The following is a 13,896-nucleotide window of genomic DNA, read 5'->3' on the forward strand; positions in this document are numbered from 1 at the left end:
AGGCAGTCTTTTCAGATTGCCTCGTTTCTTTTATACCGGTTAAACTTCAGGTATGGCTTCTATTATTAATTCATTACCCTTTTTATCAAAGTAAGTACAAGTAAGGTTTATTACATCTACCGCCCATTTTTCTATGCCGGTTTCAGCCGCGTGCCTGCAAAAAGTAAAATAGTCGCTTTCACCTTTTTGATGCGCTTTCAGATAGGCATTAAACAATTCTACATTACTTTCGTCAGCAATTGCCAGCGCTTCATATTTTGGCTCAGATATGGCTGTAATGGCATCTGCACCTACAAAATCGGTATGACCATCAATTATGTAAACGGTGTAATACAAAACACCAAGACCTGCTATTTCTTTAATATACATTGGGAAATCGGCCCCACTTTTTACTTTGGCCTGCGCTTTTTTTATCTGACCTAGTGTAAACATTTTATTGTTGTTTTAAAGTTTACACAAAGGTCAGCAACTAAGAGGTTCTGTAATTGTAAAAAAACGTTTACCTGCTTTGTTTAATAAAATTTTGGTGGCGGGTTCAGGGTCAGATTCTGGCGTTGGTGCCAATAAGGATAAACAGGCGCAATTTCGCTGGCTTTATCAAGCCTTTGAAGCTGCTCGGTGGTCAGGTTCCAACCAATTGCGCCAAAGTTTTGTTTAAGTTGCTCTTCATTGCGTGCCCCAACAATTATGCTCGACACCGTTGGCCTTTGTAAGACCCAGTTAATAGCTACCTGAGCCACTGTTTTTTCTGTTTCTGCGGCTATTTCTTCTAGTACGTCTACTACATTATACAATAGCTCATCATTCACTACTACCGATGGAATTGGGCTGCCACCTTGTGCCACGCGTGCATCGGCCGGTTTGGGTTGGTTCCTTTTATAGCGCCCACCTAACAAACCTGCCGCCAACGGCGACCAAACAATAGCGCCAATTTTCTGGTCTATGCCTAATGGCATTAGTTCCCACTCATAATCTCTGTTGGCCAGTGAATAATATACCTGATGAGCCACGTAGCGGTTCCACCCGTATTTTTCAGAAACCGCAAGCGATTTCATTAAATGCCAGCCAGAAAAATTAGAAGCCGCAATATATCTTATTTTGCCGCTTTGTATCAGGTCATCAAGGGTTCTCAAGGTTTCTTCTACGGGTGTATTACCATCAAAACCGTGCATGTGGAAAACATCAATGTAATCTGTTTTTAGGCGTTTCAGACTGCCTTCAACTTGTTTCAATAAATGAAAACGGCCTGAGCCCTGGTTGTTTGGCCCCTCACCAAAAGTAAATGTTGCCTTTGTAGAAATGAGTAGTTTGTCTCTTTTGCCTTCAATGGCTTTACCCAGAATCTCTTCTGATAGCCCTTGCGAGTAGATGTCGGCAGTATCAAAAAGATTAATACCTGCTTCCAGACACAAATCTACCAGTCTGGTTGCTTCTTCTGCCTGTGTGCTTCCCCAGGCTTTAAAAAACTCGGTTCCACCGCCAAATGTGGCAGTACCAAAACTTAATACCGATACCTGCAAGCCAGATGCCCCTAGTTGTCTGTATTCCATTTTATTATAATTTAGTGATTGAGTGAATGAGTGATTGAGTGATTTGTGATTGAGTGATTTGTGAATGAGTGATTTAGTGAATGAGTGGTTTAGTGTTTTTTCAGGTTTGACATAATTATTTTCATCTACATATTCGGTGGTATAGATTAGTTCTTTTATGGATTAATATTAAACTGATCCGATGATTTGCATTTTCAATAGTAAATAGAATACATTACTACTAACTAACTAAGTCGCTCAATAAAATCACTCCCAAATACCGTTCATTTCTGTCAGAATTACCGGTTTGTCTGCTGTTACCACAATTGTATGTTCGTGCTGTGCCACGTAGCCGCCTTTGTTGCCCAGGAGGGTCCATCCATCGGCTTGGGTATCTGCCATTGTAGAGTGGGTGGAAATAAAGGTTTCTACTGCTACAACCGAGTTTTTTCTGAATCTCTGAGTGTTGTAGCGGTCGTAATAATTGGCAATTTCGTGGGGCTCTTCATGCAGGCTTTTGCCTACACCGTGGCCTGTCAGATTTCTGATAACTTTAAAGCCAGCCTTTTTAGCTTCAGTTTCTATGAGCTTACCAATATCAGCAATTTTTACTCCACCTTTAATCTGGCTGATGGCTTTTTTTAAGATACTTTTTGATGCCTCCACCAGTTGTGTATGATGGTGGGTGTCGGCGCCCAAAACAAAAGAACCACCGTTATCAGACCAATACCCATCCAGTTCAGCAGATACATCTATATTGATTAAATCTCCTTCTTGTAATATTTTTTTCTCTGAAGGGATACCATGTGCCACCTCATTATTAACACTAATGCAGGTAGTACCCGGAAAACTGTAGGTAAGCAAAGGCGCAGATTTGGCACCTAATTTTGCTAATATTCCAGCACCATAATCATCTAGTTGTTTGGTTGTCATGCCGGGTTTGGCAAAATTACGCATTTCTCTAAGCGTAATGGCTACTGCCTCGCTCACATTTTTCATTCCTTCCAGTTCTGCTTCTTTTGTGATAGACATGATTTACAGAATTATGCTTTTTGTTTTTTAACAATTGTATCCTGGTTATGATTCATATTCCGGAACTTGTTTTTGCAAATAGGCTACCAACAAAAAAGGCGTTGATTCCAACGCCTTTTTTGTTACTGATAAAAATTATTTTGCATAAGCCACGCTTCGCATCTCTCGTATTACCGTTACCTTTATCTGGCCCGGATACTGCATTTCTTTTTCAATGCGTTGCGAAATATCAAACGATAGTTTGCTGGCTATTTCGTCGGTTACGTTTTCAGAGTCAACTATCACACGTAGTTCGCGGCCTGCCTGAATGGCGTAGCATTTTTCAACACCACTAAAAGATAGCGCCAGGTCTTCCAGGTCGCGCAAACGTTGTACGTAAGATTCCATCATCTCGCGTCTTGCACCAGGGCGAGAACCAGAGATGGCATCACAAACCTGAACAATTGGTGAAATCATTGAGGTCATCTCAATTTCGTCGTGGTGGGCACCAATGGCGTTTATTACCTCAGGGTGTTCTTTATATTTTTTGGCAAGCTCCATACCCAACAAGGCGTGTGGTAGTTCCTGCTCTTCGTGCCATACTTTGCCTATGTCGTGCAAAAGACCGGCACGCTTGGCAAGTTTGGCGTTTAAGCCCAGCTCAGCGGCCATGGTAGCACACATTTTGGCTACCTCTCGCGAGTGTTGCAGTAAATTTTGCCCGTAAGATGAACGGAAACGCATACGGCCGATCATTCTGATAAGTTCAGGATGCAGCCCGTGTATTCCTAAATCAATTACGGTACGCTCACCAATTTCAACGATTTCGTTTTCGATGTCTTTTTTAGTTTTACCTACTACCTCTTCAATACGGGCTGGGTGGATACGGCCATCCTGCACAAGACGGTGTAGCGACAAACGAGCAATTTCACGACGTACAGGATCGAAACTTGAAATCACAATGGCTTCCGGGGTATCATCAACAATTACCTCAACACCCGTGGCCGCTTCCAGGGCACGGATATTACGGCCTTCTCTACCAATAATTTTACCTTTTACCTCGTCGCTTTCAATATTGAATACCGACACACAGTTTTCAATGGCCTGTTCAGAGGCTGTACGTTGTATGGTTTCAATAATTATCTTTTTCGATTCCTTAGTGGCAGCCAGTTTAGCCTCTTCAATGGTTTGTTTGATGTAAGACGACGCCTTGGTTTCAGCCTCACCCTTCAGGGCATCAATCAATTGTTGTTTGGCCTGGTCTGCTGTCAGGTTAGCTATTTTTTCTAATTGTTCAACCTGTTGGTTCAACATTCTATCAGCCTCTTCCTTACGCTTGTTGGCAGCTTCAATCTGTTCATTCAGTTTGTGCTGCAGTGTATCCAGTTCGTTTTCTCTGCGTTTGTTTTGCTCTAGCATCTGAGCAGCCTGCTGTTGCATTTGCTTTACTTTCTGCTCATTCTGAATAATGATGTTCTTGCGTTTGTTGGCCTCTTCGTCAAACTCCGACTTTAATTTCAGGAAGTGTTCTTTGGCTTCCAGAATTTTGTCTCTTTTAATGTTTTCGGCTGTTTGCTGGGCATTTTTTAGTACTTCATTGGCACGTATTTCGGCATCTGCCTCTTTGCTTTGGAATGTTTTTTTAATAAATGCCCTGCCTACAAAGAAACCTATTACCAAAGCTAACAGGTCTGAGAAGAGCATAGTGATGATTTCTGACATCAAATTATATGTTTAAAAATTATGAATGTTACAAAAACCATTTTTGCAAATAAGGTTTTTACACCCGGCTACTGCGGGATTTGATAAAAACGCAACAAAAATGATTTGATGACAGGCTAGCAGGAAAGCGCGTTTGAAGAAATGAAGAATTTTTAGTTTAATGAAAGGCGATTGCTGAGTTCTTCCAGCCGTTTATCCAGTTCTTCTTGTAATAAAAGATATTTATCCTGGTTTTTTTGGTTTTCAACTATCCCCTCAATGGCTATGATAATCAGGAAATCAAGGAAATCCATCACAGCATCTTTATTATTATTAATATAAAAACTCAGGCGTTGATTGACAAGGGCATTGGCTTCGCGAAAATAAGGCTCTAACTCCGGCTGAACCTTAAGCGTAACAACCCTCCGAAGCACTGTCAGGTTGATTTCTATTTTTTCATTATCTGCCATTGTTTGCCTTTTCTCAGGGCCTGTTATATATTCTAATCCTCGTTCAACAACTCAACGCACACATCAATCTCTCTTATTAAATCTTCTATTGTTTTCTTCAATTGTGCTTTTTCTTCAGACTGTCGTACTTTATTTGCTACAATTTTAACACTTTCTTTTTTAATTTCTTTATTTTTTTCAATAAATTCTTGATTCCGTTGCTTTAATTTTAGTTTTTTTATCTCCTCGTCCTTCTGCCTGATTATTTTATGCAAATCTTTTAACTGAGAGTTAAGCAATTGAATACTGTCTTTTGATTGTTTATTTTCATAAATCAGTTTGTCGGTAAGTTGGCTGAAAATAGTAAATGCCTGAATGTTTTCTGCTTTTACTATTTCGGCTATATATTCTTGTTCGACACTCAGCTTCCTCATTGCATACTCTTTTTAGCTGCCTGTTTAAAATCTGCAATTAAGTCTGATATATCTTCCAGGCCAACCGAAACCCTTATCAATCCTTCTGTGATACCCAGTACTTCTTTATCTGCCTTGGGTAGTTTACTATGAGTGGTGGTATTCGGGTTGGTAATGATGGTTCGGGCATCACCCAGATTCGAAGATAAAGAAACTATCTTTAAAGCCTGTGTAAATCGGTTTACACGTTCAAAGCCTCCTTCCAGCTCAAATGTAACCATTGAGCCTCCGGCTTTCATTTGTTTTTTTGCCAGCGCATACTGCGGATGCGACGGCAGATGAGGATATTTTACATTGATTATACCCGTCATTTTCTCAAGCGCTTTAGCCAGTTTCAAGGCATTCTGGCAATGTCTTTCCATGCGTATCTCAAGTGTTTCAAGACTTTTTGATAATATCCAAGCATTAAAAGGCGACATTGACGGCCCCGTGTGGCGGCAGAAAAAACGAACAGGTGCGATGGTTTCTTTGGTGCCGGTTATAACTCCACCCAATACACGCCCCTGGCCGTCCATAAATTTGGTAGCAGAGTGTACAATCAGATTAGCACCGTAATCGGCCGGATTATGGATAATCGGGGTAGCAAAGCAGTTATCTACATAGTAAATCAGGTTATGCCGTTGCGCTATTTGCCCAATCATGGCCATGTCAACCAGTTCAAGACCCGGGTTTGAAGGGGTTTCCAGATAAATCATTCTGGTATTGGGTTGCACGGCTGCTTCCCACTCAGCCTCAGAGGCTGTGGCATCAAGGTAAGTATAAGTAACGCCCCATTTAGAGAGTATCTGCGTAAGAATCTGGTGCGCCGACCCAAAAAGCGCTCTTGAAGAAACCACGTGGTCGCCCGATTTAAGGTGTGCGGCGAATCCGGCAAAGACAGCGGCCATACCTGTTGCTGTAGCAATGCCGTCTTCACAGTTTTCGAGCATACAAACTTTATCTACAAACTCCTGAACCGAAGGGTTCGAAAAACGTGAGTAAATATTGCCTTCAAGGGTTTCGTCAAAAAGAGCTTTGCCTTGCTCGGCGTCTTCAAAACAGAAACTACTGGTCAGAAACAAAGGTGTAGAGTGCTCTCTGTATTGCGAGCGCTTGGTCTGTATCCGTATTGCTTTTGTTTGCTTTTTCATTATTCGCTGCTAATCCTCTAGTATATTTAATTAAAAATGCCTTTTTCGTAATTATCTATCCAGTCTTTTTTTTCTCCTTCAATCTGCTTAAAAAAAGGCACGAAAAAGGCTTTCATATCGGCCTCAAAATCGCCGCTGGTGTAAAATGGTTTTTCTAAAAAAACAGTTTTTCGGGGGTAGTCAAAACCTACCATAATGATGGGCACTCCTGCGGTATGCGCCATATAGTAAAACCCGGTTTTAAGCTTTTTTACGTTTTTTCTTGTGCCTTCGGGGGCAATGGCTACCAGCAAACTGGCATGCTGATTAAACGTTGCCGCTACCTGCTGCACAAAATTTGTACTTCTGGTACGCACTACAGGCGTACCGCCCAGGGCTTTAAATAACCACCCGTGAGGAGGGCGGAACAGCTCGGCCTTACCCAGATAGCCTATTGATATGCCAAGGTCTGCCCTGGCGCCAACGCCAATCAGGAAGTCGAGCCAGGTGGCATGTGGAGCAACTGCAAAAATCCCCTTTTTCAGGTCATCGGGTAGGTTATGTACGGTTTTCCAGCCTGCTAACCTGAAAACAGATTTTGACAGCCAACTAAACATTTTGTATTATAGTAAAAGGCTTTGGTGTAAAGCACAAAATAAAAATCAACAGGGCAATCCAACCAAGAATCTTCCTTCCGGGTGTCAGTGGCTGGTTATCATAGGTTCGGGGGTGATAGATTCCCAGAAAACGGCCAATCATTAAACCAAAAGCCAGAAAACCCGAGTACCCTTCAACCGTGGGGTAAAAATAAGTGATAATTAACTGAATCGCAATAACGCTTAGGGTTATGAGCCAATTTGTTACCAGTTTTTCAGAAATTCTTGAAAAACACAAGTAATTAAAAACGATATAAAGCACAAATTTCCATAGTAAATCAAGAAAAGCCTCAGAGTCTACCGTCTGAAACTCATGCGCATTGAAAGTACCTAAACCGGCATAAAACACAAAACCGGTGAATAATATTGGTGAAACAATATTAAAGGCTTTGTCGCCAATGAGCCCGTATAATATATGGCCGCCGTCTAACTGGCCTATCGGGAAAAGATTAAGCGCAGTAAAAAATAATGATAAATAGCCGGCAAATATGATTGGATAATTGGTATAAAGATAAGGGTGAGGCAAATCTCCTACGGCTACGTAATTCTCAAAAAAACTGAATAACAGGCTATCGCCGAGTTTAACTGAGAAATAGTCGGGGCTGGTTTCCAGAAAATGGCCGTATTCCATGCCATATTGTTTCAGAACAGGGAATAACTCAAATACGTAGTCGAGACTTGGTAAATGACTAAATCCGTACCAAAGTACAACCAGTGCGGCCACAAAACCCGCCAGCGGACCGGCAATGCCTATATCAAAGTACTTAACCCTTGAGTTGATACGTTCTTTTATACGAATAAATGCACCCATAGTGCCAAATGTAGAACTTAACCCGCCAAGCCACAATGGTATGTAATAGGGTAGGGTAACATCAGTTTTGTGTTTTTTGGCAACAAAATAATGCCCGAACTCATGTACTGTCAGAACACCAAGAAATGGTATAGAATATTGAAAGCCTGTCAGGAACTCTTCCCAACCCATTGGTTTGGAACTAAAAAAAAATGAATTTCCAAAAATCCATTCGGCACCTGTTAGTGTAGTGGTAATAATTGTGACAATAAATAGCGCAAGTTGTATGAGTAATGTTCGGTTTTGCTTCATTAGAGATAATTATTGAAACACAAAGAAACGACTTAAAAAATCGTTTTACAATATTCTATGATTGAAGTTGGGGGTTCAACCAATATTGTGTTCATACCCAAAGCCCTGGCTGATTGGATATTGTGGGCGTTGTCATCAAAGAAAAGTACCTCATTGGGTTTCAGATTGATGGTTTTAAGCACGTGATAATAAATATCTGCATCGGGTTTCCACATGCCTATTTCGTAGGATAAAAAAAGCTGGTCGAACAGCTCGTTCAGATGGCATACACCAAACGTCTTTTTCAGATAGTTGTTTGAAGCCTCAATGTGTATATTGTTGGTATTACTAAGTAAATAAACAGGGTATTTTTTTCTGATTTCGGCAAGCAATTGAATACGATCTTCAGGGATATCAAGCAGTAAGGAGTTCCAGGCGGTATCTACTTCTTGGTCGCTTAATGGAAACCCAACTGTTTGCCGGACAATTTCTCTGAACTCAATATCAGTAAACTGCCCGGTTTCGTAGCGCCTGAATAACTGATTCTCGGCCACCAGTTTTTCAATTACAGCCTGTTTTTTTCCGGTGAGTTTTGAAAATGCCTGAAAAGTGCGGGGTACGTCGATGTTAATGATTACGTTACCGAAGTCAAAAATAACGGCTTTAAATTTCATAAAGATGGATAGTAGAATTGGGGCAATAAAAAAAGTGTCAAACTGTTCTTAAACGTCTGACACTTCTGAAATATTTTGTAAGCTGAATGTTCGGAATTAAAAAAAATCAAAGGTTGACCACAAATCCTTATTTCTCGATAGTTATAGTCTTGTAACCTTTGTTTCTATCCCATACCTGGGTATCGTTTAGAAATATTTTGTCGGTATATGTATTTTGTTTTTCATGTTTTAGTTCAAACTTAAGTTTGTCAGTATTAGTATCTGTCCAGTAAATGGTTACAGTATGTTCTGCTCCGAGCGGCTCGAATGTTGTAGGGAAAATTCTTAGAGTAGACTTACCATTATTTTGAAAGAACAAAGGTTTGCTTATTGATATGGATGAGATACTCTGTTTTTGTTTGGGAGCAGTAGAGAACTCAAGCATTACCTTATTTATATCAATATGGTTAGGTTCACTCTGGTTCAGCAGGTCTTTACCGGTAGATTTCTCAATAACCGAAATATCTGCAAAGGCATCAATATTGATGCAGCATTCTCTTTGTTCACAGCTAATGAGGGCTAAAGTGACAGCGAGCGAGAAAAGGAAGTTTTTTATCATTTTACAGTTTTGTTTTGCTGTATTGACTATTAAAGATGGGTTGGGGTTGGAAACGATAACAAAAAAATTAAATAATTTTTTGCCTGTCATTTTCGACTGAATAATTAAATGCATAAAGCGGATAACAGCCACAGCCATTACCCGCTTTATCGTAAATAAATGTATTTTTACGCCTCCTCAAAATAACCCATGGCACAGAACTTATCTATGCGGGCATCAATTCTTTGTTGAGGAGTTTGTTTTTCAAGGAGCTCAATTTCAGAAAGAATACGGCTTTTCAAGCGATGCGACATATCTTCCCAGTCCAGATGTGCACCGCCCAGCGGCTCTTCAATAATACCATCAATCAACTTGTTTTCAAGCATATCGGTGGCGGTAGGTTTCAAGGCTTCGGCGGCTTGTTCCTTGTAGTCCCAGCTGCGCCATAATATGGTAGAGCAGTTTTCAGGAGATATAACAGAATACCAAGAGTTTTCCAACATCATTACTTTATCGCCAATAGCAATACCCAAGGCTCCTCCGGATGCACCTTCGCCGATAATAATGCAAATAACAGGTACTTTCAAAACACACATTTCGCGCAGGTTACGCGCAATGGCCTCTGCTTGTCCGCGTTCTTCTGCTTCAAGGCCAGGGAAAGCCCCTGGGGTGTCAATCAGAGTAACGATTGGTTTATTGAATTTCTCAGCCAGTTTCATCAGCCTTAATGCTTTTCTGTAGCCTTCAGGGTTAGGCATACCAAAATTACGGTATTGTCTTTCTTTGGTTTTGCGCCCTTTCTGCTGGCCTATCAGCATAATGGTTTTTCCGTCTATATTGGCAAAACCACCTACAATAGCCGGATCATCCCTCACTGTTCGGTCGCCGTGTAGTTCATGAAATTCCTGGCATATTTTTTCTATATAATCTAAAGTATAGGGTCTGTCCGGGTGGCGTGATAACTGTACCCTTTGCCAGCGAGTAAGATTTGAAAAAGTTTCTTTTTTCAAATTCAGAATATTATCTGTCAGGCTTCTTACGGCTTCGCTTACATCCACATTATTTTCATCTGCCAGACGTTTCATATCTTCAAGCTTGGCTTCAAGCTCAGCAATTGGTTTTTCAAAATCAAGAAGAGTTCTCATAAATGATTAACCTCTATGGGGTTTTATTAAATTTCAAAAGTTTGTCCTTTGTCGGGTATTTCAACTTGTGTATACCCTGATTGTTCAAGTGTAATTTTAAAGTTATTCATGGTTTGGTGTTCGCCGTGTACCAGAAACACCTTTTTTAGATGGCCGGCATCCTGCGAGGTTACGAAATTAGTCAAATCTTTGAAATCTCCATGCCCGCTAAAAACATCTATTCTCATAATGGTTGCGTTAACCGGAAGTTTCTGGCCTCTGATGCTGAGTTCTTTCCGTTCGCCGTTCAGTAATTTCCAGCCAAGCGTGCCTTCGCTGGCATAGCCCACCATCAGAATTGTGGCATAAGGATTACTAATGTTGGCTTCAATATGATGCTCAATTCTGCCACCCTGTACCATGCCTGATGCCGATATTATAATACATGGTTCGGCATGGTTAGAAACCGCCTTACTGGCCTGATTCGACTCCAAATATATCAGATTCTCAAAATCAAACAAAGACTCATTTTCTTCAAGGAAAGCCCTGGCCGGTTTGTTCAGCAGTTTAGCGCTCCTTTCATACACCCTCGAGCTGGCCTTGGCCAATGGGCTGTCGGTAAAAACTTTAATAGGTGTAAAGCCTTTTTCGGTGTATAGTTTATTTAAAGTGTAAAGCATGGCCTGGGTACGCCCCACGCTAAATGACGGGATAATCAAACGCCCGGGTACATCTATGCAGGCTTTCTGAATAATATCAGCCAGTAGCACTTCAGCTTCGCCCTGGTCAATATGAAGCCTGTCGCCGTAGGTGGTCTCAGTTATCAGGTAATCAACTGGCGGAAGTGGCTGAGGGTCAACCAGCAATGGATAATTTTTTCTGCCAATATCGCCCGAAAACCCTAAAGTTTTTTTCCGGCCGTCTTCCCAGAATTCAATATAAACGTGTGCTGCGCCCAATAAATGGCCAGCCGGTATAAAAGTAAGGTAACCGTTATCTTTAAACTTAAAGCGTTGGTCGAAGGCAATAGGTACAAAATTCTCAATGGCTTCTTTTACCTGCCTGTCAAGATACAACTCACGCGAATCTATATCTTTTTTCTTTTTAGACCTCTTTTTGCTGTCGTGAATCATCTTGAACTTTCGCTGATTCAGTGACGCCGAATCCAGCAGCAGTAATTCGCTTAAATCCATGGTTGCTTTTGTACAAAGCACCTGGCCTTCAAAGCCTTCTCTGTATAGATTAGGAATCTGACCTGAGTGGTCGATATGGGCGTGAGTAAGAATAACTAAATTGATAAGCGAAGGGTCAAACGGGAAAATTCCGTATTCATACCTTGTTTTTTCGGGGTTATTTTCTCTTTCTAAATCAGTACCACAATCAATCAGAACTCTGTATTCATCATCAAATTCAAGCAGGGTCATACTACCTGTAACCTGCTTTGCCGCTCCCCAAAAAGTTATTTTCATACGAAAATGTTATCAAATATTACAGAATATCAAACAAACTGGTTTTTGCTTCATATCCGGACACAAAAATAAGGAAAGAAATCTTTTTTTTGCTAAGCATTCTTTTTAAATTCGTTGTTATCAATTGCCTTGCCCAAAAACTTACAGTGTTTCAATGAAGCTATTTTTGTTTATTCTATTACAACTTGGTTCACCTCTCGAAAAGTTTCAGCAACTATTAGATACTATTCAGAACGACCGCGAAATCAGTACTGGCACGGTAGCGGCTTCTATCCGCTCTACTCAAAGCGGCCTGTATAAAATTCAATACAATGCCGGCAAATCGGTTAACTCAGCCTCAACGCTCAAACTTGTTTCAACAGCCACAGCGTTGTCGGTACTGGGGCCTGACTATAAATTCAAGACCTTTATTGAATACGACGGTACGCTGGCCGATAGTGTGCTGAAAGGAAATGTTTACATAAGAGGCACCGGCGACCCCTCCCTGGGTTCATCTAGAGTAGGGCCTGATTTTCAACAGCTGGTCAGTTTATTTGCCAGGCAAATCAAAGATTTTGGTATTAAACGAATTGAGGGCTATATACTGGGCGACGGCAGTGTTTTTCCGGAAAATACGCTGGCAGACTCATGGGTCTGGGGTGATATAGGTAATTATTACGGTGCAGGTGTAAGTGGCCTGAATGTGAACGAAAATTTATATGAGATTTATTTCAAACCGTCCAGAAGCCTGAACTCAGAAGCGCCAATAACCAGAATTTCTCCGGCAGTTCCTGATATCACGCTTATCAGCAAAGTAACCACCGGCGAGCGTGGCTCTGGCGATAATGTAATGGTATATAACACACCACTCAGTAATACTATTGTAGCAGAAGGTACCGTACCTATGGGCCCTGCCAGTTTTGTAGTGAAAGGTTCTTTGCCAGACCCCGCTTATTTGCTGGCTCATCATGTGTACTTAAAATTTCAGGAACTCCAAGGGCAGGTAAGCAACATGGCCTTAAGCTGGCAGCAGTATAAAACGAGGTTCAGACCTTCTGATAAGCCCAGAAGCCCGATTTTTACTTATGAGTCGCTTGGTTTGTCTATTCTGGCACAGCATTGCAATTTTCAGAGTATAAATCTGTATGCCGATGCCTTTTTAAAAACTGTAGGATATGCACTTAACAAAGACGCCGGTTTTGATGGAAGCGTGAAAGCCGTTAAAAAACTTTGGGCGCAAAGAGGCGTTGATTTGCAGGGATTTATGATGCGCGATGGCAGCGGGTTGTCTCCATCAGGTGTTTTGACAGCCAATAACCTGACAGATATTTTGTTTACCATGAGTACCGATGGCGCGTTCAAAGATTTTTATGCCGGGATTCCGACCGTGGGCGTTAACGGCACGGTTCAGGGGTTGGCGAAAGGCTCAAAAGCAGCCGGGAATGTACGGGCTAAAAGTGGTTCAATAGCCAATACCAGGGCTTTTTCTGGTTATTATACCGCTTCTAACGGCGAACTGATGGCTTTTACATTTATTATTAACCGTTATGCCGACGGCGCCGACAGAAAAGCAAGAAAGTATCTGGAAGATATGATTAAACTAATGGTAGAAATCTGATAATATTAGTTTGCTAAAAATGGGTGGTGGCTAGATAGCGCCACCCATTTTTGCGTTCATTATATGGCCTATTTCAAGCGCTTTCTTTTTTACAAATTCAGCTCGCGGCCCGGCAAACAGGGTGTCAGTTGAAATAAACCACAAAGCAAGCCATTTTTCGAACCGCTCGGTGGTTAGGCCATGTTTTTTGTGAGCCTCCATGTGTACCCACATCATACCGCCGTCATAGCTGCCTGTCTGAAACAACCAGTTCTCCCAAAAATTTACCACTCTTGTTAAATGTCTGTCCCATTCATTTTCTGGCATTTCAAAAACCGGGGCAAGGTCTGCATCTTTATGCACTTTATTGTAGAAACTTTTAACCAGATTCTCAATATCTGCTCTGTTCTGAATATCGTTCATCTCCCATTTTTTTTGCAAAACTAATGAAGTACTCATTTTAAAAA

The 13,896-nt window shown here is 41.2% G+C and carries 15 protein-coding genes; 1 reads left to right on the plus strand and 14 read right to left on the minus strand.

Annotated elements, in window-relative coordinates:
* Positions 1 to 39: 39 nt before the first annotated feature.
* From MB380_RS08565 to MB380_RS08625, 13 genes are all read right to left on the minus strand, one after another.
* Positions 40 to 432 (minus strand): DUF1398 domain-containing protein, encoded by a 393-nt coding sequence (locus MB380_RS08565; RefSeq protein WP_253534586.1) that lies wholly within the window; start codon positions 430 to 432, stop codon positions 40 to 42.
* Between the two features lie 80 nt (positions 433 to 512).
* Positions 513 to 1,550: an aldo/keto reductase gene (locus tag MB380_RS08570; protein WP_253534588.1), complete on the minus strand. Its 1,038-nt coding sequence runs from the start codon at positions 1,548 to 1,550 to the stop codon at positions 513 to 515.
* 246 nt (positions 1,551 to 1,796) lie between these two features.
* Positions 1,797 to 2,561, minus strand: coding sequence for a type I methionyl aminopeptidase (map, locus tag MB380_RS08575; RefSeq protein ID WP_253534589.1), 765 nt, complete (start codon positions 2,559 to 2,561; stop codon positions 1,797 to 1,799).
* Positions 2,562 to 2,696: 135 nt separating this feature from the next.
* Positions 2,697 to 4,262, minus strand: coding sequence for a ribonuclease Y (gene rny, locus MB380_RS08580; protein ID WP_253534591.1), 1,566 nt, complete (start codon positions 4,260 to 4,262; stop codon positions 2,697 to 2,699).
* Between the two features lie 152 nt (positions 4,263 to 4,414).
* Positions 4,415 to 4,711, minus strand: a complete 297-nt coding sequence (locus MB380_RS08585; RefSeq protein ID WP_253534593.1) for a cell division protein ZapA — start codon at positions 4,709 to 4,711, stop codon at positions 4,415 to 4,417.
* Between the two features lie 32 nt (positions 4,712 to 4,743).
* Positions 4,744 to 5,124 carry a hypothetical protein gene (locus MB380_RS08590; RefSeq protein ID WP_253534595.1) on the minus strand — a complete coding sequence of 127 codons (381 nt, stop codon included), beginning with the start codon at positions 5,122 to 5,124 and terminating at the stop codon, positions 4,744 to 4,746.
* Positions 5,121 to 6,293 (minus strand): PLP-dependent aspartate aminotransferase family protein, encoded by a 1,173-nt coding sequence (locus MB380_RS08595; RefSeq protein WP_253534597.1) that lies wholly within the window; start codon positions 6,291 to 6,293, stop codon positions 5,121 to 5,123. The genes MB380_RS08590 and MB380_RS08595 overlap by 4 nt, the downstream gene beginning before the upstream one ends.
* Positions 6,294 to 6,319: 26 nt before the next feature.
* On the minus strand, positions 6,320 to 6,889 hold the full coding sequence (locus tag MB380_RS08600) for a 1-acyl-sn-glycerol-3-phosphate acyltransferase (RefSeq protein ID WP_253534599.1): 570 nt from the start codon (positions 6,887 to 6,889) through the stop codon (positions 6,320 to 6,322).
* The gene (locus tag MB380_RS08605) at positions 6,882 to 8,030 is read right to left on the minus strand and encodes a site-2 protease family protein (protein ID WP_253534600.1); all 1,149 of its coding nucleotides are present in this window, start codon (positions 8,028 to 8,030) and stop codon (positions 6,882 to 6,884) included. The genes MB380_RS08600 and MB380_RS08605 overlap by 8 nt, the downstream gene beginning before the upstream one ends.
* Before the next feature lie 32 nt (positions 8,031 to 8,062).
* Positions 8,063 to 8,683: an HAD family phosphatase gene (locus MB380_RS08610; RefSeq protein ID WP_253534602.1), complete on the minus strand. Its 621-nt coding sequence runs from the start codon at positions 8,681 to 8,683 to the stop codon at positions 8,063 to 8,065.
* Positions 8,684 to 8,810: 127 nt separating this feature from the next.
* On the minus strand, positions 8,811 to 9,281 hold the full coding sequence (locus tag MB380_RS08615) for a hypothetical protein (RefSeq protein WP_253534604.1): 471 nt from the start codon (positions 9,279 to 9,281) through the stop codon (positions 8,811 to 8,813).
* Positions 9,282 to 9,448: 167 nt separating this feature from the next.
* Positions 9,449 to 10,405 (minus strand): acetyl-CoA carboxylase carboxyltransferase subunit alpha, encoded by a 957-nt coding sequence (locus tag MB380_RS08620; RefSeq protein WP_253534606.1) that lies wholly within the window; start codon positions 10,403 to 10,405, stop codon positions 9,449 to 9,451.
* A gap of 26 nt (positions 10,406 to 10,431) precedes the next feature.
* Positions 10,432 to 11,853, minus strand: a complete 1,422-nt coding sequence (locus tag MB380_RS08625; protein ID WP_253534608.1) for an MBL fold metallo-hydrolase RNA specificity domain-containing protein — start codon at positions 11,851 to 11,853, stop codon at positions 10,432 to 10,434.
* 154 nt (positions 11,854 to 12,007) lie between these two features.
* Here MB380_RS08625 and dacB point away from each other — a divergent pair, with 154 nt between their 5' ends.
* A complete protein-coding gene (gene dacB / locus MB380_RS08630; RefSeq protein ID WP_253534609.1) occupies positions 12,008 to 13,450 on the plus strand; it encodes a D-alanyl-D-alanine carboxypeptidase/D-alanyl-D-alanine-endopeptidase in 1,443 nt (480 codons plus the stop codon).
* Positions 13,451 to 13,480: 30 nt separating this feature from the next.
* On the opposite strand, the gene MB380_RS08635 is transcribed toward dacB, so the two are convergent.
* A complete protein-coding gene (locus MB380_RS08635; protein ID WP_253534611.1) occupies positions 13,481 to 13,888 on the minus strand; it encodes a group III truncated hemoglobin in 408 nt (135 codons plus the stop codon).
* Positions 13,889 to 13,896: the final 8 nt, after the last annotated feature.

This window comes from Emticicia sp. 21SJ11W-3 (assembly GCF_024138715.1).
Taxonomy (GTDB): domain Bacteria; phylum Bacteroidota; class Bacteroidia; order Cytophagales; family Spirosomataceae; genus Emticicia; species Emticicia fluvialis.

Bases quoted from the DNA above. Each gene is read 5' to 3' on its own strand.
- dacB (WP_253534609.1), top strand. From the start codon at position 12,008: ATGAAGCTATTTTTGTTTATTCTATTACAACTTGGTTCACCTCTCGAA.
- MB380_RS08610 (WP_253534602.1), bottom strand. From the start codon at position 8,683: ATGAAATTTAAAGCCGTTATTTTTGACTTCGGTAACGTAATCATTAAC.
- MB380_RS08585 (WP_253534593.1), bottom strand. From the start codon at position 4,711: ATGGCAGATAATGAAAAAATAGAAATCAACCTGACAGTGCTTCGGAGG.
- MB380_RS08570 (WP_253534588.1), bottom strand. From the start codon at position 1,550: ATGGAATACAGACAACTAGGGGCATCTGGCTTGCAGGTATCGGTATTA.
- MB380_RS08620 (WP_253534606.1), bottom strand. From the start codon at position 10,405: ATGAGAACTCTTCTTGATTTTGAAAAACCAATTGCTGAGCTTGAAGCC.
- MB380_RS08600 (WP_253534599.1), bottom strand. From the start codon at position 6,889: ATGTTTAGTTGGCTGTCAAAATCTGTTTTCAGGTTAGCAGGCTGGAAA.
- MB380_RS08615 (WP_253534604.1), bottom strand. From the start codon at position 9,281: ATGATAAAAAACTTCCTTTTCTCGCTCGCTGTCACTTTAGCCCTCATT.
- MB380_RS08595 (WP_253534597.1), bottom strand. From the start codon at position 6,293: ATGAAAAAGCAAACAAAAGCAATACGGATACAGACCAAGCGCTCGCAA.
- MB380_RS08635 (WP_253534611.1), bottom strand. From the start codon at position 13,888: ATGAGTACTTCATTAGTTTTGCAAAAAAAATGGGAGATGAACGATATT.
- rny (WP_253534591.1), bottom strand. From the start codon at position 4,262: ATGTCAGAAATCATCACTATGCTCTTCTCAGACCTGTTAGCTTTGGTA.
- MB380_RS08590 (WP_253534595.1), bottom strand. From the start codon at position 5,124: ATGAGGAAGCTGAGTGTCGAACAAGAATATATAGCCGAAATAGTAAAA.
- MB380_RS08605 (WP_253534600.1), bottom strand. From the start codon at position 8,030: ATGAAGCAAAACCGAACATTACTCATACAACTTGCGCTATTTATTGTC.
- MB380_RS08625 (WP_253534608.1), bottom strand. From the start codon at position 11,853: ATGAAAATAACTTTTTGGGGAGCGGCAAAGCAGGTTACAGGTAGTATG.
- map (WP_253534589.1), bottom strand. From the start codon at position 2,561: ATGTCTATCACAAAAGAAGCAGAACTGGAAGGAATGAAAAATGTGAGC.
- MB380_RS08565 (WP_253534586.1), bottom strand. From the start codon at position 432: ATGTTTACACTAGGTCAGATAAAAAAAGCGCAGGCCAAAGTAAAAAGT.